The following is a 22411-nucleotide window of genomic DNA, read 5'->3' as shown; positions in this document are numbered from 1 at the left end:
AAAATCAGTATCTCCCCCTATTCAGTTAGCCACCAAGTACAGTGGTAACCGTCTTTAAAATTCTATCGGGCTTAAAGGGCTTTACGATGAAATCCTTTGCACCTGATTTAATTGCTTCAATAACCATTGCTTCCTGCCCCATAGCGGAACACATAACTACATTTGCGTTGGCGTCGATTTGCTTAATGGCTTTTAACGCTCCAAGCCCATCCATATTGGGCATGGTAATATCCATAATTACCAAATCGGGTTTAATTTCTGTGAATTTTGTCACCGCTTCAACACCATCAGCTGCTTCGTAGATATCGCTATATCCATTTTTTGTAAGGGCATCCTTAATCATCATCCTCATGAAAGAAGCATCATCTACCAATAAAATTTTAGACATTTAAATCATTCCTCTCTTTCTCTATATGAACCTATCTCTTTATATTTTCTTAAAAACCTCTGTTACACGTACGCCAAAGTTATCTTCTACTACTACAACATCTCCTTTGGCGATACATTGACCATTTACATAAATATCAACCTGCTCACCTGCAAGCTTATTCAAAACAATCAGTGAACCTTTGTTATACTCAAGAATTTCCCGAACATTCTTTTTGGTTCGCCCAATTTCAACAGAAATTTCTAAGGGCACATCCATAATTAGTTCAAGATTTTCTGCCCGTTCCTGAGGCCCGTCGCCCATTTTGTTTTGGGGCAACTCAGCGTTTGGTCTAACGTTGATTACTCTCGACTTTGCTGCTGAAGTATTCTGCTGCTGTACTTGACTAGGCTCCGCACTGGTTTGCATGGGTATGCTTTCCGCCCTCGCAGGTGGTGTGTTATTCGGTATTGTTTGCTCACTGGCTGTTACAGTGGTATTTTGCTTTGTTTCGTTAGCCACAGGCTGAGGTTGTGAATTGCTGCTTGTATCTTGCTGAAAGCTTTGTGCCAACAGCTTTTCTATTTCGTCTTGCGACATCATCCTGTTGGAAGCAGGCTCTTCCTCAGGCTCTTCTTCAAAAAAGCTCTGATAATTCATCTCTTGGGTTTCAACCAAAGGCACAAGCTCCTCAGTCGTAGCTGCCACTTCATCCTCACCGGTCAACCCAAAACATGACAGCAGCTTTCTGGCCAAGTCTACGGTCATAACGTTCAAAAATTCGCTCTCTAACGAATCTCCAACCTTTAGCGAAAACCTTACAACCACCATCGGTTCGTTGTCCAATAAATATTTTTCACTAAATTCTGCCACTGTATTGATTTCAAAGGAGTTGGGTGTGGATATATTAACGGGTTCTCCCAGCAATTCTGCCAAAGCAGTAGAGGATGCTCCCATCATTTGGTTCATTACTTCGCATATTGCACTCATGTTAATCTCATTAAGTTCAAATTCTTCGTCTGGAATTTCCGTTCCCATAAGAATCTCGACAATTACCTTAACGTCGTGTCTTTTCAACAGCATAATATTATTACCACTTAAACCCGAAACATAGGTAATTTCTACGGCAACTGCCGGTTCCATATATGCAAACTCAAAGTTTTCCTTGCTCGATATCATTACGTTGGGAACAGTAATATCAACTCGTCTATCAAGCATAGTAGAGACGGCTGTGGCCGATGCGCCAAGACTGATGTTTAGAATTTCACCAATGGCATCCATCTCCAATGAGTTAAAAATATTCTCATCCATAACTATAAATCCCCCCTTTTGTTATCCTTTTGTTTATTTATTTCACTTATCCGCACCGCCATGTTTTTGTTCTGCGTACCCAGCTTCCCTTGAAACCAAATATTGTTCTCAACAAAAACATCAACGTACGAGTTTTGGGGTCTATTCATATTTATGATGTCGCCCTGTTTCAAATCGTAAATGTCTTGCAGCATTACGGTTGCATCGCCTATTTTTGCTGTTACTTCCAAATTCGAATCTTTAATAAATTCAAAAATATCCTGTGAAGTATTATCCTCTTCGCCTCCCGCGGCCTTACCGCTTGAGCTTTTTTTGTGCTCCAGAAAGGAAAAAATATTTGTGAGCAGTGTACCCGGAATACAAACATTTATTTTTCCTTCTACGCCTTGGATTTTCACCTCAATTACTACGATAACTACAATTTCATCCATACCAATTTCTTGCATCAGTCCATGGGAAGTCTCAACCTTCTCTATTGCAAAGTTCATATCGAGATAGTTGGCCCAGCCGTCCTTCATGACCGCAACCAAATATTTTGCAATATTTTCATAGAGTAAAAGCTCTATATCCGTATATGAATACTGAGAGGGAATGTATTCCGGTTCTTCGCCCTTCCCCCCTAGCATTCGATCAATCATGCTAAGCATTAGTGGGGTTGTAACATGCATAAAAATCGTTCCGCCCCCGTTTTTTTCCCCTAGAGTAGCACGGATCATGGTAAGTGCATCATTATCGGATAAAGCGTTACTAAATTCATAATAACGCTCCTCTTCCACCGTAACAAGGGAAACCTCACTTGATATTCTAAGCAAGCTATTTAATCGGGAAGAAGTCATCCTGCAATAATTCTCATAGGCACTTCTTAATATATTTAATTTGTCCTTCGTAAATTTCTTAGGACTATAAAAATCATATTTGCGATAATTCTTCCCAGCGTCTTTAGAAACCTCTTCCTTTACAGTGCCTCCGCCCATCACCGAAGCAAGAAGCGCATCTATCTGACTTTGGCTTAAAACTTCAGACATTTATTGTACTCACCCCTAGCATTATTTATTGATCCCTTTTCCCATTCACCCAAACACCTTCAAAAAATCATTCCGTATTTTGGGTTTGCGCTTCGTCAGCTTCAATACCATATATCTCATTATAATAGTTATCTAAAGATCTAACAACACTATCATTTTTGGTAATTAAAATTTCCACTCGTCTATTTTTCGCTCTGCTTTCCCTTGTTTCAAAGGAACTAATGGGTCTAAACTGACCAAATCCAGTGGAAACCAACTTTTCAGGTCCAATAATATTCTTTTTTTGTATATACACAAGAACCTCTGTTGCTCTGTTTGCTGATAAAAATCGATCACTGACAATCTCATTTGGTATTGTGGGGCTTGCCTGTGAGGTATGTCCCAATATCTGTATCTCTTTGACAGAACTGCTAACATCTTCTATGGCATAACATAGTTGATCGAGAACATCCTTCCCTTCTTGCTTCAATATATAGCTGTCTCCGTCAAAAAAAATGTTGTTTCGAAACGTAATAAACGTAAACCCTTCGCCCTTGCTGATTTCTACATCAGAATCAAGACCATTCATTTCTACATATTTTGACAATTTGTAATAGAGCTCATCAAATTCATCGTTAAAATTTGTGTCTTCACCATCGCCGTTAAAGCCACCCTCTAAGTCATAGTTTCCCAAGCTTCCCTCGGAATTTTCAACGATCTGACTTACTTCTTTATCTGTGGGATTAAAGCTTCTTACAATTTTTTCCCATTTAGAGCTATCCACCGAAGATATTGAGTAAAGCAAAACAAAGAAACACAGGAGAAGTGTAACCATATCACTGTAGGTATTCAGCCAATCAGTGGAGATTTTGCCCTTCTTATCCTTCTTTTTCATAGCTGACCCTCCTTGCCAAAAATTTTTCTATAAATTTCTATTTTACAATAATTTCTTATTGTATTATTCTTCAGGAGGTTCATCCTTGCCCTTTTTCTTTTTACCCATCCCCTTTTCATACTGTGGTAAAAAGGTAATTAGCTTTTCCTTTAAAAAATTAGGATTTTCGCCTGCTTGAATTGCCAAAATTCCCTCAATAATTATTTTTCTGCATAAAATCTCTTCATCACTGCGGACTCTTAGCTTTTTTGCAATGGGAATAAAAAACAAGTTGGCCAGTACGGTACCATAAAACGTTGTAATTAAGGCAATACCCATGCTGACACTCAGTCCATCCGCGCCTTCGTCTAAATCCATTGACATTAGCATATTAACCAGACCAATCAGCGTACCAACCATACCAAACGACGGCGCATACCCTGCACCCTTTTCATAAAACTCAATAATTTCACTGTGCCGTTCTTCAATATGCTCCAATGTATTGTCCAATATATCACTTACCTGCTGGGGTGTTGTGGAATCGACAATTAACATTAAGCCCTCTCGAAAAAAGGGATCTTGCATAGCATTGGCCCTTTCTTCTAATGCAAGAAGCCCACTTTTGCGGGCAATAATTGCCAGGTCATGCAGCTGATCAATGAATTCTAAAGGATTATATGGGTTTTTCAATAATATTTTAAACTGCTTCGGTAATTGCTTTAGAATCCTTGCCGGATAACTTGCGATTAACGCTGCAAATGTTCCACCAACAACAATAAGTATACTCTGCAAACTCCAAAAATTCCCTATGCTGTCTAACCCAATACCGAATATAATAAGCACTAAACCTACTACAATCCCTATGAAAGTTGTTAAATCCATAATGCGCCTCCAAAACCGTTATTTCTTGTATCCATATTTGCGTTTTACAACTTAGGGTGAATATTTAGTGCATGTATTAATGACAAATACTTCATCGCTTTTTCTATAATTTCATCCGGTGTTTCTCTTACGATATAAAAGCTCATATTATGCAACGTAATTTTTGATTCCGGAATACATTCAATCGCAACGATCTGTTCACAATTTAATACGAATTTTTCCCCATTTAGCTTCGTCAATTTTATCATAAAACCCTCCCGAAATCTTTCTGAAATAATAAAATTTAGTTTTTTAACACCGTCCGTTTATAAAAATACAATGAATACAACCCTATTCTAAAATCGCAGTCCTTAAATACTTCTTCAACCCAGTCATTTTGCCTAAAAACCATTCTCGCAATGACTCTTAAGCTTACGCCGCCTTGATACCTTTTGCATTGCACCCCCTCATTAACAATGGATGCCTTAACAAATTCCATCCCGGTTTCGTAAAATAGTCTATAGCAGAGTAAACCGCAACCAATACGGCAGCGGTTTACTCCCTATTTCATAAATCGATTTCTCGCAATTTCATATGTAGTAAACATTAATTATCTCTTAATATTTACCAGTTCTTCAAGCATTGCATCTGTCACAGAAATAATTCTTGTATTTGCCTGAAAGCCTCTTTGTGTGGTAATCATTTCTGAAAACTCTTTGGCTAAGTCAACATTTGACATTTCCAAACCGTAATTTATAATTGATCCAGTTGTCCCTTCACCCGGCTTGTAAGGCGCAACATATCCGGTATTTTCACGAATTGAATAGTAAGGCCCCTGTGATTTCTCCAAAGCATTTGGATTGGGCACATTTGCAATGGCCAAAACGCCTACCGAAATACTTTTTCCACTGGCATCATTCCCAGTGATTTCACCGGTTTTGGAAATGCTCACGCTATTTAATTTCACCGGAATACCATCATCATCATCAGGAACTCTTATGGCCTGAAGGTAACCTGTATCTATAGCTCCATCTGTTCCCGTATATCCAAATCCATAAACGATATTACCGCTGCCATCACACAGATAACCATCACCATCAAAGGTAAAATTACCTACTCTCGATAACATAAGCTGCGTCATTTGTTCCGAAATTTCCGCCGGATCATCACCGTCAAGCTCAATCTCTATGCCCTTATTCCCTATAATAAAAAATCCTTCTCCATCAATCATGCAATCCAGCCCGCTGTCTGTGGGTGCATAAGCACCACTGGAAAACATTAAATCTATGGTTCCTACTTGGGAACCATAACCTACCTGAGAAGGGTTGGAACCACCAAAAACATCATTACCGTTGCTTGATGAGGATGTGGTTTGATAAATAGATTCCTTAAAAGTAACTCTCCCCGCTTTATATCCATAAGTATTTACGTTGGCAATATTGTTACCGATAACATCCATTTTTTGTTGGTGCGCACGAAGCCCTGCAATTGCAGAAAACATTGACTTTACCATAAAATGAAATCTCCTTTCGAGTTCCTAAGAAAAATAAATTATTAATAAATATAAAACTATATTGCATTTTGTAAGTCATATAGAAAAATAGTTGTTCGCCTCGATATTTTACTATACATTATCTGAAGATGTATCTAATTCAAAGGCCCCACTTCCCTAAACCCCATCTGTGGTGTCATCAGTATCTGTACCGCCGGGGTCAGCATCCGTATCACCATCATCACTCACCTCGGTACTGGTATCCGGAAGCTTTCCAACGGCCATAATAGACGATAATTTATAACTTTTTCCCTCTACAAAAATAACCTGCTCTCCGTTATACATTCCGGTGGCTGTAACAGTTCCGTAAAGCTCTGATACATTTCCATCGCTGCCTATCTGACCAATGGTTACCTCTTTCCCTACCAGGGAAGCGGCATAAGAAATCAGGGAAACATTTGTAATGTCCTGTATTGCCTGAATTGTAGACATCATTGTTAATTGATTCATAAATTCACTGTTATCCATAGGATTTGTCATATCCTGGTTTCGCATTTGCGCCGCAAAGAGCTGCAAAAAATCATCCATATTCAAGCTGCTTTTTCCCGTGGTTTGAGTTTTAAGGATCTGGGTACCACTTGTCGAAGTGTTCTTAGTGGGAATATTTGTCATATAATCATTTATGCTGGACATCTTTAAGCCTCCCCGCCTTCCACGCTTTCAATACCCAAACGCAATCTTTGGGCAAAGTCTAAATTTGGCTGTTCCTGTTCTTTTCGTTTATGATTTGAATCTTCTTGGTATTGCCCGTTATTTCCACTGCCATCAAAATTTTCACTGCCCGAGCTCTGCTCCTGGGCTTTATCATAATTATTCAAATTGACGTTTACATCCTGCATCAAGCTGGATTGCACAACTTTAGACAGAGAATCTAAATTTGTGGCCAATAATGCTTTTGTTCCTTCATTGCTGCATTGAAGAGATACTGTAATTTTGCCATGATCAATCAAAAACTCCACATCTATTTCTCCCAATTCCTTGGGAGTCAGCTTGATATTGATCTTCTGCACCTCACTATTTATTTTCTCAACAATCATGTTGCCAATTTCTTCCGAAACCTGTTTCCAAGAAGATATTAAGGAAGGCTCGCCAACTTTAATCGTAATTACGTTATCCGACCCATTGTCCGAAGAGAGCAATTGTAACTCATTCGCTGCGATTACACTACTGTCCGCCCCTTCTTTTTCTTGAAAAAAAGCGGCCCCACTATTTTGTTCCTTCAAGGATACATTTTGTTTCACACCAGTTTCCTCAGGCAAAGCATTCTCTATAACACTTGCTGCTGTATCTTGTTTTAGGAAAGAAGGGGAGGTTCCATTATTTTCATCCTCCGCAACGGCCTGCCCTGCGTATGCAAAAGACGCTCCCTCCGGCACTTGCACCCTGGCAATTTCATCTAAAGCAGAACCCATCTGCACACCTGTAAAGTTTGTTTCCCCTTGCATAGCAAGCGTTGCAGCTTGCGTTGCACCGCTTTCTTCAGTCACCAAAGCACTTATATCGTCTTGTCCTTCAGGGAATAAATTAACAACCTTTGTGAGTTGAGCAGGATCAAATACGACAGAAGCATTAACAATAAGCGTTTCTAGCCCCTTCGCGCTTACGCCATGGTCCCTCTCAGTTTCTCCATTCTCCCTTGCTCCTTTTGGATTTGCTCTTTTTAAATTCTTACCCTCTTTGATAGCCTGTCCACTCTGGTCAGACGATGTTTTCGAAGATACATTCTTTATCATATCTTTGAAACTGTCCTCAGATTTATTGCTTTTTGTTTTTGTCCCTATTTTTCCAGTTTCAGGAATACTCTTATTCATTGGAACAGAACCAGTATTCAAGCAATCACCCCTTAAATTCATCGATTACCCACATTCTCATGTGTCATTATTTTGCTGCTTTATATGGAATTTTATTTTGTAACTTGATTCTTTCTTTTTTTGCGATTTCTGCATCCAACCCAAGCGGGTAATTCTTCCCTTGAAAATGGCCTTTTTATGCTATTTTTGTTTTCATATCAAATTAACAAATATAAATTAAGAAAAGCAGCACCAAGGCAAATTTTAACCATCCTATATATTATATAATAATTGTAATTATTAGATAATCATTTAATATTTATGTATAAAAGCTCCAATTTATGTCATTTAAACCTATTATTACTTATATAATAGCATAATAACCCTTGATTTTCAATAGTAAGACTATTCATTTAACATTAGATTTTTAATCCGGTTACACTTTTCAAAAACAAATGTTACCAAATTGCCATTTTTTCATATAAAAACTATTTTTAATCCCTTTAAAAGTATGTTTTTTTCCATTTCATTTATTATTTATAACAAAAAATACCATTACTTCTTTAATATTTCACAAGCTTTACTCGCTTTTTTCGTAAAAAATTACAGAAAAGTTTGACATCCTGTCCTAATCCATGTAAAATATGTAGTACAGTTTATGCACTCTTAGCTCAGGGGATAGAGCGTTCGGCTCCGGACCGAAAGGCCGCAGGTTCGAATCCTGTAGAGTGCAGAAAGAAAAGCCCAAGAAACCAAGGTTTCAAGGGCTTTCTTACTTTATTATCGATGGCCAAAATCTATCTTTCTTATGGCTAGGCGCCTTACTTTTTATTTCTTTTAAAGTACCGGATTTTACCCTTGCTACTTACCTCATACCCTAAAGCGTCTCCCAATTCCCGAATTTTATAAAAATAAAAGATTATCGTCTGACATTCTACATGGTCTTCAAGCCGGACTTTATCGACATCCTGAGGGAGAGCTTAATCTCTATCCCTTATTTCGTATTCACTTTTAATAAAAGAAAAACAAAAATCCGAACGATTCACCTATAAAATGAATGTTCGGATAATGTGCTTTTACTGCGGATGACAGGACTTGAACCTGCACGGGGGTTGCCCACTGGAACCTAAATCCAGCGCGTCTGCCAATTTCGCCACATCCGCATGATAAAATTAATTGTAAGCTCCCTCAAAACCATTGTCAAGGAATAAATTGCTGTAACTATCAAAAAGGCTCGCATAACGAGCCGATTTTAAAGACCAGAGGATTCAAGCCTACGGCTTAAAGAGCCGCTATTCTATCCAACAAAGGGATTGATTCGCATAAAAAAAAGCGGGTGATGAGAATCGAACTCACGTGTTCAGCTTGGAAGGCTGACGTTCTACCATTGAACTACACCCGCAAAAACTGAACCAGGAGGGATTCGAACCCCCGACCCACGGCTTAGAAGGCCGTTGCTCTATCCAACTGAGCTACTGATTCATAGCGATTACGCAAAAATTATTATGCCACAAATTTTCCGTTTCGTCAACACTTTTTTTCAAAAACTGCAAAGTTATCATTTTTTCAATTTTTTCCAGCAAGTAAAATCAAGAGTTCCGCTGTATCTTGAAACATATCTTTTTAAAAATTCTTGCCCTTCCTGTTTCAAACACAGCGTAAACTCATCCCTTCCTCACGCAAGATTCAAAACCCTTTTCTGCGCCTGATTTCTGCCTGTTCCGTATACTCCATAATAGCTCCCTCCATTTTCCCATTTTCAATGGTAATAATGGCAAAAGTAGGGATATGGCTATCTCTAGGCAGTGTTATACTTCCCGGATTCACTAAATAAATCCGCCCTGAGCTATCATTTAAGGCCACATGGGTATGACCAAACACAACTGCATCCGCGCCCTGTTCTTCTCCCCAATAGGCAATGGTATTCAGATTATAGTGCACCCTTTGTTTATGCCCATGGGTTAATAAAAAACGCTTGCCTTGCGCAGTCACTAGCTTATGAGAAGGCGTATCCCACCTAAAATCGTTATTCCCTTTTACATAATGAAACGGCAGCTTTGGAAACATTGACTGCAACGCCACGGCATCCTCATCATTATCCCCTAAATGGAATACCATATCCGTCTTATGCTCCAGCCTTCCCAGTACAGCCTTTGCATTTTCAATTCGCCCATGACTATCGCTAAAAACTAAAATCTTCATTTTACCAATTCCTTTTGCAGCATTCCTTTCATTTTGCGCAATGCCTTTCCCCTATGACTAATGGCATTTTTCTCCTCCGGAGAAAGCTCCGCCATGTACTTTCCCTTTTCAGGTATATAGAAAATTGGATCATAACCAAAACCATTTTTTCCTTTTATCTCCCAGCCGATGATCCCCTCCACAGTATCATAGCTGATCAGCCTTCTCCCATCAGGAAACGCCGCCGCAATACAGCTGACAAATCTTGCCGTTCTTTGTTCCTCAGCTGCGCCGGAAAGCTTTTCAAAAATAGCCTCAAACCGTTGCCCATAAGGAGTTTCTTCCCCCATAAATCTGGCAGAATATATTCCGGGTGCCTTGTCCATATAATCAATCTCCAGGCCGGAATCGTCGGATAAGGTTATTTTTTTGCTAATCTCCATAATCTGAACAGCTTTTTTCATCGCATTTTCTTCAAATGTATTTCCATCCTCCACCACATCAAACGTAATGCCCGCATCCTCCATAGACACAACATTTACATCCATATCAGCTAAAATTGCATTAATTTCCTTAATTTTTCCTTTGTTCTTTGTTGCAAAAATAATTGTTTCCATTGCTGCCTTCTCCCCTATCTTAATTTTCCTTCAACTCTAAGCCATGCAAAGCCCTTTTCTGTATTTCCATTAAATCAAGAATCCCTTTCTTGCCAAGGCCAAGCATTTCCTCCAATTGCTCCTGGGAAAACGTTCCATGCTCACCCGTTCCTTGCAATTCAATAAATCCCATTCCATCACTCATGATGATATTCATATCCACCTCTGCTGCAGAATCCTCTTCATAGCAAAGATCTAAAAGGCCTTTTCCTTCCACAATACCAACACTTACCGCCGTAATATAGTGGTGCATGGGCACTTTTTCTATCAGCCCCCGTTCAACCAAGCTTTGGCACGCCAATGCCAGTGCAATAAAACCTCCTGTAATGGATGCTGTTCTCGTTCCGCCATCCGCCTGAATTACATCACAATCAACGGTAATGCTTCTTTCTCCCAGCTCCTTCATGTCAACAGCACCCCGCAAGGCTCTGCCAATTAAACGTTGAATTTCCGTAGCCCTTGGGTTTAGCTTTAATTTATTGATATCACGTTTATTTCTCGTGTGTGTAGCCCGAGGAAGCATGGCATATTCCGCCGTTACCCAACCCTCGCCGCTGCCTTTTTTAAATGAAGGTACGCTCTCCTCCACTGTGGCATTGCAAAGTACCTTTGTGTTTCCCCATTCTATGAAAACAGACCCTTCTGCATAACGAGTAAAACCTTTCGTTATTTTGATTGGTCTTAGCTGGTCTTTCTCTCTTTCGTCAAATCTTCCCATTTTTTTCCTCCTTTGTAGGTTCTATTTTTTATTATATCCCCTCTTGCCCTTTTTGAACAGAGTATTTTCGTCCGTCCCATTTACCCGGTTTTCATAAGCGAATTTCAAAAATCATTTCATTGAAACAACAAAAATTTAAAATAGGTTGCTTATTAATTTTTTCCGATCCTTTATTTTTATCCGCCCTTCCACTGCCGATCCATCATTCAAAAATTGCCAATTGCAAATTCAAATAATTTGTGAAAAAACTCTAATACTATTCTCATTACAGAAAGGAGGATTTCCATGGATGCTTTTTTTCGCAGAATTATGGTTTTTTTAATTGGCGGCCTTGCCTACGTCAGCCTTGAAATCCTTTATCGCGGCTACTCCCATTGGACCATGTTTTTCACAGGCGGCTTTGCTTTTTTTTGCCTGTTTGCCCTATTTACCGCTGCATTTCCCCTGCCGTTTTGGGCTCGCTGTATTGCCGGAGCATTGATTGTCACGACAATAGAATTTACTGTGGGCATTGTTGTAAATAAATTACTTGGCTGGCATGTATGGGATTATTCAAGGCTGCCCTGCAATTTATTTGGTCAAATTTCCTTATTGTTCAGTACAATTTGGTTGGTTCTCTGTATCCCCATTGGTTTTTTTGCCCGCATGCTTAACCAAAAAATATTGAGCAACCTTTTGCCAAGCAATCTCTATTTTATGAAAAACAAAAAAATTTTACGCAGAAAAATTCACCAATAAAATTTTTTATTAAAAAACGCTCAAAAGCAAAGCTCCTCGCCCTATTTTATATTCAACCCCAAGGGGTCACAAAAACAACAAAAAGGCACTACAAAGACTGAACCGTGAACCATCTTTGTAATGCCTTTTATAATCAAAAATTATCGAAGACGATAATCGTCCATCATCGCAATAATGGCTTCTGCCATAGCCTTTGCCACAAGTTCCTGATTTGCCGAAGTAGAAATTTTCAAGGCATCCCCAGGGTTAGAAAGGAAGCAGACTTCCACCAAAATCGTGGGCACCGTGGTTGCATTCAAAATCAACAAATCCGTTCTTTGCTTCACTCCACGGTTGGTTGTACCGAAGGCCTGAATTAAGCTGCTTTGCATAATCTCCGCCGCCTTTAAGCTGGTCAGCTTGCTACTGTTATCATTGCTATGTACCTGGTACAGTGTTTCCGTACCGTTGGCCGTGGTATTTGTTCCCGCCGAATTCATGTGGATGGAAACCATTAAATCGGCAATTTGGTTCGCCGTTTGTGCGCGAAGGTTATTATCCGGACGGGTATCACTATCTCTAGTTACATATACCTTAATATCAGAATCTTCCAGATATTTTTGTACCTTAAGCATCACTGCTAAAGTAAGCTCCTTCTCAACCAATCCATTTCCACTGGTACCGGGGTCATTTCCGCCATGCCCCGCATCCAACAGCAAAACCTTATCATAAACATCCTTGGGGTTCTTCACGCTAATTTCATAGCCGCTCTTCGTTTCTTTCACCACATATTCATTATATCGGTTTTGTGTAAAACGAATTACAGTTTCCCTATTCGTAGTTGAAACGGTAATATTATCAATTACAGTATTTCCAATCTTTAATGTGCCATATCCATAAACACTTTCATAATTTCCAGGTAGTGTAATCTCATAATACCCTTGGGTATAGCGGTCGTTCTTTTCAATATCATCAATGTCAATAGATTTTACATTTTCCAACGTCAAAACATTGGAACCAACGTCATACGAAAGATTTTCAAGGGTTGACTTTTTCACCTCAAGGATAAATTCGCCATCCTCCTCTTTCCATTCAAATTCCGTCAGTTGTCCAACCTCCAATACAATACGGAACGTATTGACATCAAACATTCCAGTTCTCGCAGCTGTAACATAGGATAGTCCCTTTGTGCTCAGCTCATTTTCCACTTTCCCTTGCGCATTTGAAAAATCCACAACAATCCTTTGAGGATTTGATAATGTGGAAACCTGGGGTCCAAGTGTCCCGTCTGCGCCCACAACCAGCCTGTCCACGCCATTGCGATTGGTTAAAGAAATTTCATCAACAACCGTCTGCTGGAAGCAAATGGTTATTTTTTTCTTATCTGCGCTTTGGGTTACGGTATAATCCTTTTTCCCCACCAAATCAAGTACAACACGAGTGTAGGGTACACCATTTTCGTCATGCTGGGCAGAACGAATTGCAGTTACAATATTACTGTTTGTTGCTGTAATTTTATCCGATAACCCGCTGGTTGCATTTCGAATATCAATGACCACCTTCAAATCGTCCACATAAACCTGGTCATAGCTGTACATTGAACTATCTGCTTCAATGGAAAACTCCTGGGTGGCGGTTGCTGCCGTAGGCACCGAAACCCTAAAAACCTTTGCAGCCTGGGTTGTTGGAGTTGTTGGGGTTGTTGGAGTTGTTGTGCCATTCCCCCCCCCGCCAATATTCACCGTTCTATTTGGGTCATCCCAAGTAATATTAATATCCAATGCATTTGCCAAAGCGCGCACCGGCAACATCGTCCTGTCATTGATGATCATAGCCGGCACATCCATAGTGAATTCCGTTCCGTTTTTGATCCCTTTTTTGCTCCCCAAGGTAAACGCCACCGTATAATCATCATTCATAACAAAAGCCTGCTTTGTATCCTCATTCCAAAGAACCTCGCACCCCAATGCTTGGGCGATCAAACGCATGGGTAGTACGGTTCTGCCATCAATGATGACAGGAGGCATATCCTCCGGCACCAATTCTTTTCCGTCAATATTTATTTTAACCTCTGATGCGTTGTACGCATGGTTTTTCCCATCATAAAATAAATTCATGCTTACATTTTTTGCATATGTAATGGTTGTCATGGCCATCCCAATGGCAATTGTTGCAACTAGCAGCCGCTTACACTTAACTCTCATAGTAACCCCCCAAAAATATCCAAATAAAAGGCAAAAAGCCTTATTTTTTATATTATTAATATTTAGTATATCAAATTTTGTCGTAAAGAAAAGAGAATTGTTGCAATTGAAATATATTTTTAATAATTAAAAGGCTCCTTCATTTTAAGAAACGAGAAGGAGCCTTCTTATTATTCTTTTTCGCTGCACTGTGCTAAGTGATGAAATCTTTTTAATTTTTTCATAACCAAGCCATTTATACTGTTTTCAGGGTAATTGCCGTTGCCATCTTTTTTGCCTGCGGGCAGCCCCATTAAAAGCTCAATTCCTTCTTCAATATGGCTGATGGGATAAATATGAAATTCTCCATTTTTCACCGATTCCACCACTTCATCCTTTAAAACCAAATCCTTACTATTTGAAGCAGGAATCATAACCCCTTGGCTTCCTGTAAGACCTCGTTTTTTGCAAAGGTCATAAAACCCTTCTATTTTATGGGTAACGCCGCCAATGGCCTGTATTTCCCCTCTTTGATTCACAGAACCTGTTACCGCCAAATCCTGCCTTATGGGCATCTGAGAAAGGGAGGAAAGGATGCAATAAAGCTCGGTACTGGAGGCGCTATCGCCGTCGATTCCATTATAATTTTGTTCAAAACAAATTCTGCAAGAAAGGGATAATGGAAATTCCTGTGCATAGGTCTGCCCCAAGAAGCCGTTAATAATTTGAACGCCTTTATCATGAGTTTGACCGCTCAAGCGAGCCTCTTTTTCAATGTTAATAATACCCGATTTCCCCACGTAGGTGGTGGCTGTAATACGACTGGGATTGCCAAAGGCATAGCTGCCCATATCCAATACGGCAAGGCCGTTGATTTGCCCAACCTGGCTGCCCTCCGTATCAATCATAATAACATGTTCATCCAGCATTTCCCCAAGCTTTTCTTCATAAAGCTTAAGCCTTTGCTCTTTTTCATAAATGGTCTTACGAATATGCTCCGCCGTAACCACCTTTGCAGACTCCATTTTCGCCCATGTTACAGCTTCACAAAGGATTTCCGCCAGCTGGTTAAAGCGTGTGGAAAGCTTATTTTGCCGCTCCACCAATCTTGATGAATATTCCAAGATGGTACAGACTGCGCCGGCGTCAAACTCCATGGTTTTTTCCTGGGCTACAAAGCGCTTAATAAACCTTGCCAGCTTCCACATATTTTCATTGTTTCGAGGCATTTCATAATCAAAATCGGCTTTAATTTTAAAGAATTTATCAAACTCCTCGTCGTATTCGCTCAACACCTCATAGTAATAATTGCTGCCAATCATAATCACCTTAATATCCGCAGGAATGGGCTCAGGCTTTAGGGTTGGCGCCACCGTTGCCCCCAGCTGATCTCTGCTGCTGTCCATATTAATTTCCTTGGTTTTTATCACACGGCGCAAGGCCTCCCAGGCTTGGGGCATAGAAAGAATATCCTGTGCCTGCACAATGAAATAACCGCCATTGGCCTTATGCAGCAAGCCCCCTTTAATTTTCATAAAATCCGTGGTTAAATTACCAAATTCGCTGTCATACTCTACCTCACCCATTAGGTTGGAATAGGTGGGATTAAAGGACACTACCACAGGCGCTCCTTCACTTTTGGAATGATCTACGATTAAGTTTACTTTATATTTTAAAGTAACATCCTCTGCCGGCTTCTTCCCCAGCATAGGCAATAACGAGGAAAGACCCTCATCGCTTTCTTCTTCATCCTCATAAAATTGACTGAGGTTCTCTAAAACATCTTCTCGTACCTCGTTGATATACTCAATCACCCGCTTACAGTCTTGATATTTTTCCTGTACTGCGCTGATATGATGCCCGATGGCAAACATACCCACTTTATATTCAAGCTGCTCCAGCTCTTTCTTTGATGCCTTATCCAGCTCTCTAATATCACGCATAATTGCGCCGGCTTTTTCCTGTACAATCTGAGAATTTTTTTCGATTTCATTTTTCACCGCCTCATCTAAGGCGTCATATTCTTCTTCCGCAATGGCATTTCCATCCACAACAGGCATAAAATAAATTCCCGAATTGGTTGTTTTCACTTGAAAACTATATTCTGCTGCCATTTTGCTCATTTCTTCCATCAGGCTGCTTCTTTTCTCATCAAACGAACGCATTACATTGCTTTTTTGCTTTTCGTAGTCCTCGGCACGAAATACCTTCTGAATTTCTGTCTTTAAAAGCTGAACAAGCTCAGACATATCCTCTTTAAACTGTCTACCCAGGCCCTTTTCAAAACGTAACGCCAAGGGATTCCTTGGGTTTTGAAAATTGTAAACATAGCACCAATCTCTGGGAACAGGTTCTGTTGCCGCCAGCTTTTCAGTACTGGTTCTGGCATAAGTTGTTTTGCCCGTTCCCGAAGGGCCGGCCATATAAATATTATACCCCTTCATTTTCACCATCAAGCCAAAATCAAAAGCCCGCACAGCACGTTCTTGCCCAATAATCCCTTCCAAGGGGGAAATTTCACCTGTTGTGCGGAACGAAAAATCCTCAGGGAAGCACCCATTTTTCAGCTGCGAATATTTTAATTCCTGCGCCATCCTTCTTCTCCTCCTTTCAAAAATATCGGCACCTGGCGTTCTTATTTAGATGCACCCTTGGCCGACATTTTCTTATCCTTTATTGCAATGTTCCTCGTAATCCTCATAAACAGGATAATATTTCCACATGATTACGGCATCTTCATTGGTATCGGAATAATAATTTTTCCGAATTCCTTCTGCACGGAAGCCGTATTTATGATACAATCTCTGGGCGGGTTCGTTGTTAATGCGAACCTCAAGGGTAATCCCGATCATTTCCTTTTCTGCCGCTGCATTCTCCATGCTCACCATCAAAAGATCTCCAATCCCCTGCCTGCGATATTCCCGCAAAACAGCAACATTGGTAATGTGACCCTCCGTAATGACATGCCACATTCCTGCGTAGCCAACTACCTTTTCTCCGTCCATGGCAACAAAATAGATCGCCATAGCATTTTCTTTTACTTCACGTTCAAAGTCCTTTCTGGTCCAGGGGATTGAAAACGCCTCTTCCTCCACCACCAGAACCCCGTCAATATGCTCCTCTTGCATTGGTACAATCTTAATCATTTTTTTCCCCCTCTCCTTGCAAGTGTGCTTCTCTTTCCCTCTCCGCTTGGGATTTTCTCAAGTAGATCAGTTCAAAAGCATTGCCTGCTACAGCCTTTCCTTCCCTTGCCAAAACCATAGCCAAAGCCGCAACCGATGCAGCTCTTTGCAAAGAACAGTGGGCAGGTGCATAGAGAAAATCAGGGTAACGGGATAGCCTATCCCGGTGAACCGGTACGCCGTCTCCTAAAAAAATAACCTTTTGTCCATAGCCTTCTGCCATCCGTAGCACTTCTTCAATACTTATGGCCAGCATTTCGGTCAAACGACACAATTTCCCGTTTTCCCAATGATAGAAAGCTGTATAAACCTGACTGCGCCTTGCATCCATAATCGGACAAATAATATTTTCTGTTTCAAACACATTATATGCCAAAGCATCCAATGTGGGAACGGGAACAAGTTCCTTCCCCAACGCCAAGGCCAATCCTTTTACCGTTGCCGCGCCAATACGCAAACCCGTAAAGGAACCGGGGCCGCAAGCGCAGGCAATATAGTCAACCTCTCCCGGTTTGGTTTCCGATTTTTCACAAATTTCATCGATCATTGGCAGGATTGTCTGGCTATGTGTCAATTTATAATTCAGCGTAAATTCAGCAATAAGCTTGTCCTCTTCCACAATGGCTGCACTGGCAGTTTGCCCTGTTGTATCAATGGCCAATATTTTCATACATCTTCCCCCTGGCTGACGGTAATCCGGCGATAATCCTCGCCCTTTGAGAAATCTTTTTCTATATTAATGTGAATGGCATCTTTTGGCATTAAATCAGGGAATAATACCCCCCATTCCACCAGAGAAACCCCTTCCCCGTAAAAATACTCCTCGTAGCCCGTATCGTCCAGCTCTTCTTCGCAGGAAATACGATAAACATCAAAATGATACAAGGGCATTCTTCCCATGTATTCGTTTATGATTGTAAAGGTGGGGCTTGTGATATGTTCCATAATACCAAGACCCCTTGCAAACCCCTTCGTAAAAACGGTTTTCCCCACACCAAGGTCGCCATCTAGGCAAAACACTTGGGCAGGCTTGGCATCCTGCCCCATTTTTTCACCTAGGGCCTCCGTTTCTTGGGGAGAAAAGGTTTCCCAAACTTTTTTCATACGTTTCAACCTCATTTTCAATACATATAAATTGCTGTCACACCGGAATCCACCAAACGTGTGGTTTTTCCATCGTAATAGTACAAATCTCCAATTTCCTTATTGATGTCGTAATTCTTTAAATATGCGAGCTTTCCGTTTTCTTTGTATTGGAAGCTAAAAACATCCTGATCAATTTCTTGTTTTTCTTTTCCGTCATACTGAATCAGCGTGCCTCTGCCTGTTGTGGTATCCAGCTCCGCCAAATAAAACATCTCTTTTCTGTCGGTAGACGTATAGAAGCCCACTGCATTTTGAGCAATCTCTTGAGAAGCATTCTCTGCAAACAGGCCTACACTGCCCAAACCGCCATTATAATTGTAAAAGTATGCCAAAGCCTCACTATCTCCCAAAAAGCTTATGGTTTCTACTCCCTTTTGCACCTCTACGGCCTCGCTTTTACCATCAAGCGCCTTTACCATTAGCACATTTTCACCGTTTTGTTCCCCTTGTACGAAATAAGCGGCAATTTTACCATCATTAGAAACCTTAATGGAGGTGGGATCCACGCCCTTATCTTGTAAAGTATACACATTGCCGGCCTTATCTGCAACAAATACTTGTTTTTCTCCATACATTAATTCAGAATAATAGGCGTATAACGCCTCATCGAAGGAACTGATTTCAGATAATTTCACAGCCTGAGGCTCATCCATAGAATATCCTACAACAAATCCGCTTTTTCCTTCCAAGGAAACCGCTGAAACCACAGCACCCTGAATCTTCTTTGTTCCTGCGGAGGTGATTACATAGCAATCTTGAAAAATAGGGTCTAAGCCTTCTTCCTCACTCATTTTGCTTCGCATTTCTTGAATTTCAGCCTGACGCTTTTCGTCATAAGCGGATAAATCCGTAATATCATCTTCAATCAGCTGAGCAAGATCACTATCCTTTGCCCTCATCGCACAATATAATACATCCTGACCATTGGGCATTAGCTCAGCATAGGTAACCTTTTCGGCGACCAATTGGGGAGCATTTCCCGGCGCATATTTAAAGAGCTGATAGGAATCTCCTTGCTGCTCCAAATAATAAGTAACATTGGTTTTTTGTGTTATTAAATCCAAAACAACGGAATCGGACAGCTTAATGGGTTCCTCTTGCCCAATAACACTTGCATAAAGAGCAACTTGATCGTTGTTGCTTTTTCTAAATAAAATATAAGAACCATCTTCGCTTAAATCATAAGCACCGTTTTGCTGCAAAATGCCGTCACTAATCAGCCTGCTTTGGCCGTCACGATAAAGGTATAAATCAATTGCCGCTCCATTTTTCACTAAATAAACGCATTCCTTGCCATCTGTACTTGTAATAAAGTGAAATACATTTTCTGCAATGATAACGCCTTCTGATTCTTTGTTTTTTATATTTTTGTAATATAAATTACCGACATTATCCTCATTTATTCCAACTAAATAATATAACGCCTCATTATCCTCCGATGCCATTGCACCCCAAGCGGAGTAATAATAATTATATTCACCGCCAACGCTAATGGAATCATTCACCAAATAAGGCTCATTTTTTAAATCGAAAATATACAAGCCATTGTCCTTTGCGTAGGTTAGGGCGATATCCTTATTTTTTCCAAAACCCCCGCCTGTGGCATACCAACAGTAGCCCAAAAAACCGGCAAATACAACCAGTCCTAAAACTATCTTCCACCAAATTCCACCTTTTTTATTAGGAACATCTGAATTATTTTCCACATCCCAGGCGGAATTATCCACATTTTCCACAGGTTCTTCCACAGTGTTACCGTCATTCTCATCTTCATTCTCGTAGAAATCCACAGGCTCCACTTCCGTTTCCACAGATCCATCCCCATCTTTCACCTGCTTTTCCACAGAATTATCCACATTTTCTAAATTATTATCCACAGCGGCCTGTTTTGTCCCCATGTTATCTACATCCTGTTCTGCTTCATCCACATTGCTTTCCACACTTTTTATTTCCTTATCCACAGAAGTATCTGCCAACTCCTGTCCTTCTTTTCTTTGTTCTTCCAATTTAAAGCCTCCTTGTATTATTTCTAAAAATAATATTCTTTTATAATTCGTAACACCCTATGGCCCATTTTTGTTCCCTTGAAAACGCCTCTTTTCGCCAGAGCAAATCCGTGCCAACTTTTTTGTTTTTTATATTTTTTCATTTGTGTATTTTGTTTTTTATTTTTACAAAATAATCGTCGCCAAAGCAATGAAAAAGCATGCCTTCCTACATTTAAAACTATAAAACCTGCTTTTACATATTGCATCACTTTTTTTGGTTCCATATTCACAAAAACAACCCCTTCCACCGTAATAAAAAGCAGCAAACTTCCTCTCAGTTACAGTTCTTCATTTTTTTTCATGAAAACAGATTGCGTATTTTTAACAGAATTCTCATAGTGAAAACCGCTTTGACGGCCTTTCACATCATACCATATTTTGTTACTCTTAGAAAGCAAATCAACAATTATTAACTAATTGTTAACAAATTTGAATTTTTAATGAAATAAATATTTACAATTACCAATTTTTGTACTATAATGTTACATATAATTTAATTAGAAAGGATAAACCAATGGAACCCAACGAAAAGCTATCACCAGATAATCAGTCTTCGAAACACTTTTTGTCTCTCCATATTTCACACAAAGGGAACCAAAAAGCCTTTCATTTAAAAAAAGAACATACTCTGGCAATTTGTGTTGCTGCTTGTGTGTTTATCGGCGGATCTGCCGTTACCCTTGGTTCCTATTTTCATACGAAAAACGAATTGCTAGCCTCACAGCAAGAACTAATGGAGGCGGAACGTACCAATCGAAAATTAGAGCAAACCTCAGAGGTTTTGCAAGATGAGCATACCGAATATACACAAAATATTGATTCCCTGCAAGAAAAAGCGGCGGAATTGGAACAAAAAATTAACGAGTTGGAAGATGTAAAAAACAGCTTAAACGACCAGTTAAACCATATTAGCGCAAACGATAACGCTTCAGCAGAAATTTACAACGCCGTTGCCAGTTGTTTTGTAGAAGCAAAACCTGCAGCCGCTAACTTCACTCCTATTGTAACCACTTCCTTCAATAAGGTTACATCCCTAGGTGTTCAGCTGGATCGTATTGATTCCCGCATAAACCAAACTGGCTTATCGTTTTCTGTGGTGGCAACCGACGTTACCGAAACCCTTTCGGCATATAGTAACATCCCAAGCGGCCTGCCTGTTAACGGAATGCTTTCCTCCTTGTTTAACCCCAATGGACTTTCATCCATTAGCGATGGCAGAGTCCATTATGGTGTTGACATATCCACACGCAGCCGTATTCTTCCTATTGTTGCAACTGCAGCAGGAACCGTGATAGAAGCCGATTACCATTGTGCATATGGCAACTATGTATTAATTGATCACGGAAGCGGCTTTGTTACACGCTATGCCCACAATACGGAAAACCTGGTATCCCCGGGGGATGTTGTAAAAAAAGGCGATGTCATTGCAACAACGGGTGCTACAGGCCAATCTACAGGAATTCATTGCCACTATGAAGTCATATTAAATGGGGTTTTTCAAGACCCTATGGATTATCAGTAAACCAAAAGGGTGTCGACTTTGTCGACACCCTTTAAAAAACTCAATTCCTTCAAACTTTTTTCATCGTCTGCATACAAACCTTGGGCGTTGCCCTCTCACTTCCCAAGATAGGACAGACGGCGAAGCCGGCTTTTGCACAGCAAAAGTGATGACCCCCCACCTGCTTTTTGAAAAAAACAAAACCAAAAACTTTTATTAAAACCACATATTTATGGGGTTTTAGCGGATCAATGAGTGAAACCCTTGTAGGTATTCGAAAGCAAAACACTCAAAGTTTTGACTTTTTCTACGCTTTG

The 22411-nt window shown here is 40.2% G+C and carries 21 protein-coding genes and 4 tRNA genes; 3 read left to right on the top strand and 22 right to left on the bottom strand.

Annotated features, from left to right (window positions below; all coding sequences use genetic code 11):
- Window positions 1-25: 25 nt before the first annotated feature.
- The 9 genes from CLNEO_RS03420 to CLNEO_RS03380 form a co-directional block, all read right to left on the bottom strand.
- Window positions 26-388, bottom strand: coding sequence for a response regulator (locus CLNEO_RS03420; RefSeq protein WP_066084436.1), 363 nt, complete (start codon window positions 386-388; stop codon window positions 26-28).
- A gap of 39 nt (window positions 389-427) precedes the next feature.
- A complete protein-coding gene (fliN, locus tag CLNEO_RS03415) occupies window positions 428-1678 on the bottom strand; it encodes a flagellar motor switch protein FliN (protein ID WP_066084434.1) in 1251 nt (416 codons plus the stop codon).
- A 2-nt stretch (window positions 1679-1680) separates the two neighbouring features.
- Window positions 1681-2703: a flagellar motor switch protein FliM gene (locus CLNEO_RS03410; protein ID WP_066084431.1), complete on the bottom strand. Its 1023-nt coding sequence runs from the start codon at window positions 2701-2703 to the stop codon at window positions 1681-1683.
- Between the two features lie 67 nt (window positions 2704-2770).
- Window positions 2771-3577 carry an OmpA/MotB family protein gene (locus CLNEO_RS03405; protein ID WP_066084428.1) on the bottom strand — a complete coding sequence of 269 codons (807 nt, stop codon included), beginning with the start codon at window positions 3575-3577 and terminating at the stop codon, window positions 2771-2773.
- A gap of 63 nt (window positions 3578-3640) precedes the next feature.
- The gene (locus CLNEO_RS03400; protein ID WP_066084425.1) at window positions 3641-4438 is read right to left on the bottom strand and encodes a motility protein A; all 798 of its coding nucleotides are present in this window, start codon (window positions 4436-4438) and stop codon (window positions 3641-3643) included.
- 44 nt (window positions 4439-4482) lie between these two features.
- Window positions 4483-4686: a flagellar FlbD family protein gene (locus tag CLNEO_RS03395; protein ID WP_066084422.1), complete on the bottom strand. Its 204-nt coding sequence runs from the start codon at window positions 4684-4686 to the stop codon at window positions 4483-4485.
- Window positions 4687-5027: 341 nt separating this feature from the next.
- On the bottom strand, window positions 5028-5930 hold the full coding sequence (locus CLNEO_RS03390; protein ID WP_066084415.1) for a flagellar hook-basal body complex protein: 903 nt from the start codon (window positions 5928-5930) through the stop codon (window positions 5028-5030).
- Between the two features lie 156 nt (window positions 5931-6086).
- Window positions 6087-6602, bottom strand: coding sequence for a flagellar hook assembly protein FlgD (locus tag CLNEO_RS03385; RefSeq protein WP_066084412.1), 516 nt, complete (start codon window positions 6600-6602; stop codon window positions 6087-6089).
- A 2-nt stretch (window positions 6603-6604) separates the two neighbouring features.
- A complete protein-coding gene (locus tag CLNEO_RS03380) occupies window positions 6605-7822 on the bottom strand; it encodes a flagellar hook-length control protein FliK (RefSeq protein WP_066084409.1) in 1218 nt (405 codons plus the stop codon).
- 597 nt (window positions 7823-8419) lie between these two features.
- Here CLNEO_RS03380 and CLNEO_RS03375 point away from each other — a divergent pair.
- A tRNA-Arg gene (locus CLNEO_RS03375) sits at window positions 8420-8492 on the top strand.
- A gap of 347 nt (window positions 8493-8839) precedes the next feature.
- Here the strand turns inward: CLNEO_RS03375 and CLNEO_RS03370 are convergent.
- From CLNEO_RS03370 to rph, 6 genes are all read right to left on the bottom strand, one after another.
- Window positions 8840-8922: transfer RNA gene (locus tag CLNEO_RS03370), tRNA-Leu, on the bottom strand.
- 168 nt (window positions 8923-9090) lie between these two features.
- Window positions 9091-9161, bottom strand: a tRNA-Gly gene (locus tag CLNEO_RS03365).
- Window positions 9162-9167: 6 nt separating this feature from the next.
- A tRNA-Arg gene (locus tag CLNEO_RS03360) sits at window positions 9168-9241 on the bottom strand.
- A gap of 204 nt (window positions 9242-9445) precedes the next feature.
- Window positions 9446-9961 carry a metallophosphoesterase gene (locus CLNEO_RS03355; protein WP_066084406.1) on the bottom strand — a complete coding sequence of 172 codons (516 nt, stop codon included), beginning with the start codon at window positions 9959-9961 and terminating at the stop codon, window positions 9446-9448.
- Entirely contained in the window at window positions 9958-10557 is a 600-nt protein-coding gene (locus CLNEO_RS03350; protein WP_066084403.1) for an XTP/dITP diphosphatase, read from the bottom strand. The genes CLNEO_RS03355 and CLNEO_RS03350 overlap by 4 nt, the downstream gene beginning before the upstream one ends.
- A gap of 19 nt (window positions 10558-10576) precedes the next feature.
- Window positions 10577-11314 (bottom strand): ribonuclease PH, encoded by a 738-nt coding sequence (rph, locus tag CLNEO_RS03345; RefSeq protein ID WP_066084401.1) that lies wholly within the window; start codon window positions 11312-11314, stop codon window positions 10577-10579.
- A gap of 285 nt (window positions 11315-11599) precedes the next feature.
- Here rph and CLNEO_RS03340 point away from each other — a divergent pair, with 285 nt between their 5' ends.
- Window positions 11600-12052, top strand: a complete 453-nt coding sequence (locus CLNEO_RS03340) for a putative ABC transporter permease (protein ID WP_066084398.1) — start codon at window positions 11600-11602, stop codon at window positions 12050-12052.
- 140 nt (window positions 12053-12192) lie between these two features.
- On the opposite strand, the gene CLNEO_RS03335 is transcribed toward CLNEO_RS03340, so the two are convergent.
- From CLNEO_RS03335 to CLNEO_RS03305, 7 genes are all read right to left on the bottom strand, one after another.
- Window positions 12193-14235 carry an N-acetylmuramoyl-L-alanine amidase gene (locus CLNEO_RS03335; protein ID WP_066084298.1) on the bottom strand — a complete coding sequence of 681 codons (2043 nt, stop codon included), beginning with the start codon at window positions 14233-14235 and terminating at the stop codon, window positions 12193-12195.
- A gap of 170 nt (window positions 14236-14405) precedes the next feature.
- A complete protein-coding gene (locus CLNEO_RS03330) occupies window positions 14406-16808 on the bottom strand; it encodes a Lon protease family protein (protein ID WP_066084295.1) in 2403 nt (800 codons plus the stop codon).
- Window positions 16809-16880: 72 nt separating this feature from the next.
- The gene (rimI, locus tag CLNEO_RS03325; protein ID WP_066084293.1) at window positions 16881-17360 is read right to left on the bottom strand and encodes a ribosomal protein S18-alanine N-acetyltransferase; all 480 of its coding nucleotides are present in this window, start codon (window positions 17358-17360) and stop codon (window positions 16881-16883) included.
- Window positions 17353-18069: a tRNA (adenosine(37)-N6)-threonylcarbamoyltransferase complex dimerization subunit type 1 TsaB gene (gene tsaB / locus CLNEO_RS03320; protein ID WP_066084289.1), complete on the bottom strand. Its 717-nt coding sequence runs from the start codon at window positions 18067-18069 to the stop codon at window positions 17353-17355. The genes rimI and tsaB overlap by 8 nt, the downstream gene beginning before the upstream one ends.
- On the bottom strand, window positions 18066-18503 hold the full coding sequence (tsaE, locus tag CLNEO_RS03315; RefSeq protein WP_066084287.1) for a tRNA (adenosine(37)-N6)-threonylcarbamoyltransferase complex ATPase subunit type 1 TsaE: 438 nt from the start codon (window positions 18501-18503) through the stop codon (window positions 18066-18068). Before tsaE ends, tsaB begins: the two co-directional genes overlap by 4 nt.
- Before the next feature lie 17 nt (window positions 18504-18520).
- Window positions 18521-20551, bottom strand: a complete 2031-nt coding sequence (locus CLNEO_RS03310) for a hypothetical protein (RefSeq protein ID WP_066084284.1) — start codon at window positions 20549-20551, stop codon at window positions 18521-18523.
- A 23-nt stretch (window positions 20552-20574) separates the two neighbouring features.
- Window positions 20575-20823 carry a hypothetical protein gene (locus CLNEO_RS03305; protein WP_157723470.1) on the bottom strand — a complete coding sequence of 83 codons (249 nt, stop codon included), beginning with the start codon at window positions 20821-20823 and terminating at the stop codon, window positions 20575-20577.
- A gap of 284 nt (window positions 20824-21107) precedes the next feature.
- Here CLNEO_RS03305 and CLNEO_RS03300 point away from each other — a divergent pair, with 284 nt between their 5' ends.
- The gene (locus CLNEO_RS03300) at window positions 21108-22115 is read left to right on the top strand and encodes a M23 family metallopeptidase (RefSeq protein WP_066084278.1); all 1008 of its coding nucleotides are present in this window, start codon (window positions 21108-21110) and stop codon (window positions 22113-22115) included.
- Window positions 22116-22411: the final 296 nt, after the last annotated feature.

The organism is Anaerotignum neopropionicum, from assembly GCF_001571775.1.
Taxonomy (GTDB): Bacteria; Bacillota; Clostridia; order Lachnospirales; family Anaerotignaceae; genus Chakrabartyella; species Chakrabartyella neopropionicum.
This window is presented reverse-complemented; position numbering and strand designations above follow the sequence as displayed.

Excerpts from the sequence above, each read along its gene's own strand:
- CLNEO_RS03350 (WP_066084403.1), bottom strand. The coding sequence starts at position 10,557 with ATGGAAACAATTATTTTTGCAACAAAGAACAAAGGAAAAATTAAGGAA.
- CLNEO_RS03390 (WP_066084415.1), bottom strand. The coding sequence starts at position 5,930 with ATGGTAAAGTCAATGTTTTCTGCAATTGCAGGGCTTCGTGCGCACCAA.
- CLNEO_RS03420 (WP_066084436.1), bottom strand. The coding sequence starts at position 388 with ATGTCTAAAATTTTATTGGTAGATGATGCTTCTTTCATGAGGATGATG.
- CLNEO_RS03380 (WP_066084409.1), bottom strand. The coding sequence starts at position 7,822 with ATGAATTTAAGGGGTGATTGCTTGAATACTGGTTCTGTTCCAATGAAT.
- CLNEO_RS03355 (WP_066084406.1), bottom strand. The coding sequence starts at position 9,961 with ATGAAGATTTTAGTTTTTAGCGATAGTCATGGGCGAATTGAAAATGCA.
- CLNEO_RS03385 (WP_066084412.1), bottom strand. The coding sequence starts at position 6,602 with ATGTCCAGCATAAATGATTATATGACAAATATTCCCACTAAGAACACT.
- rph (WP_066084401.1), bottom strand. The coding sequence starts at position 11,314 with ATGGGAAGATTTGACGAAAGAGAGAAAGACCAGCTAAGACCAATCAAA.
- fliN (WP_066084434.1), bottom strand. The coding sequence starts at position 1,678 with ATGGATGAGAATATTTTTAACTCATTGGAGATGGATGCCATTGGTGAA.
- CLNEO_RS03300 (WP_066084278.1), top strand. The coding sequence starts at position 21,108 with ATGGAACCCAACGAAAAGCTATCACCAGATAATCAGTCTTCGAAACAC.
- CLNEO_RS03410 (WP_066084431.1), bottom strand. The coding sequence starts at position 2,703 with ATGTCTGAAGTTTTAAGCCAAAGTCAGATAGATGCGCTTCTTGCTTCG.
- tsaE (WP_066084287.1), bottom strand. The coding sequence starts at position 18,503 with ATGAAAAAAGTTTGGGAAACCTTTTCTCCCCAAGAAACGGAGGCCCTA.
- CLNEO_RS03340 (WP_066084398.1), top strand. The coding sequence starts at position 11,600 with ATGGATGCTTTTTTTCGCAGAATTATGGTTTTTTTAATTGGCGGCCTT.
- rimI (WP_066084293.1), bottom strand. The coding sequence starts at position 17,360 with ATGATTAAGATTGTACCAATGCAAGAGGAGCATATTGACGGGGTTCTG.
- CLNEO_RS03335 (WP_066084298.1), bottom strand. The coding sequence starts at position 14,235 with ATGAGAGTTAAGTGTAAGCGGCTGCTAGTTGCAACAATTGCCATTGGG.
- CLNEO_RS03395 (WP_066084422.1), bottom strand. The coding sequence starts at position 4,686 with ATGATAAAATTGACGAAGCTAAATGGGGAAAAATTCGTATTAAATTGT.
- CLNEO_RS03400 (WP_066084425.1), bottom strand. The coding sequence starts at position 4,438 with ATGGATTTAACAACTTTCATAGGGATTGTAGTAGGTTTAGTGCTTATT.
- CLNEO_RS03330 (WP_066084295.1), bottom strand. The coding sequence starts at position 16,808 with ATGGCGCAGGAATTAAAATATTCGCAGCTGAAAAATGGGTGCTTCCCT.
- tsaB (WP_066084289.1), bottom strand. The coding sequence starts at position 18,069 with ATGAAAATATTGGCCATTGATACAACAGGGCAAACTGCCAGTGCAGCC.
- CLNEO_RS03405 (WP_066084428.1), bottom strand. The coding sequence starts at position 3,577 with ATGAAAAAGAAGGATAAGAAGGGCAAAATCTCCACTGATTGGCTGAAT.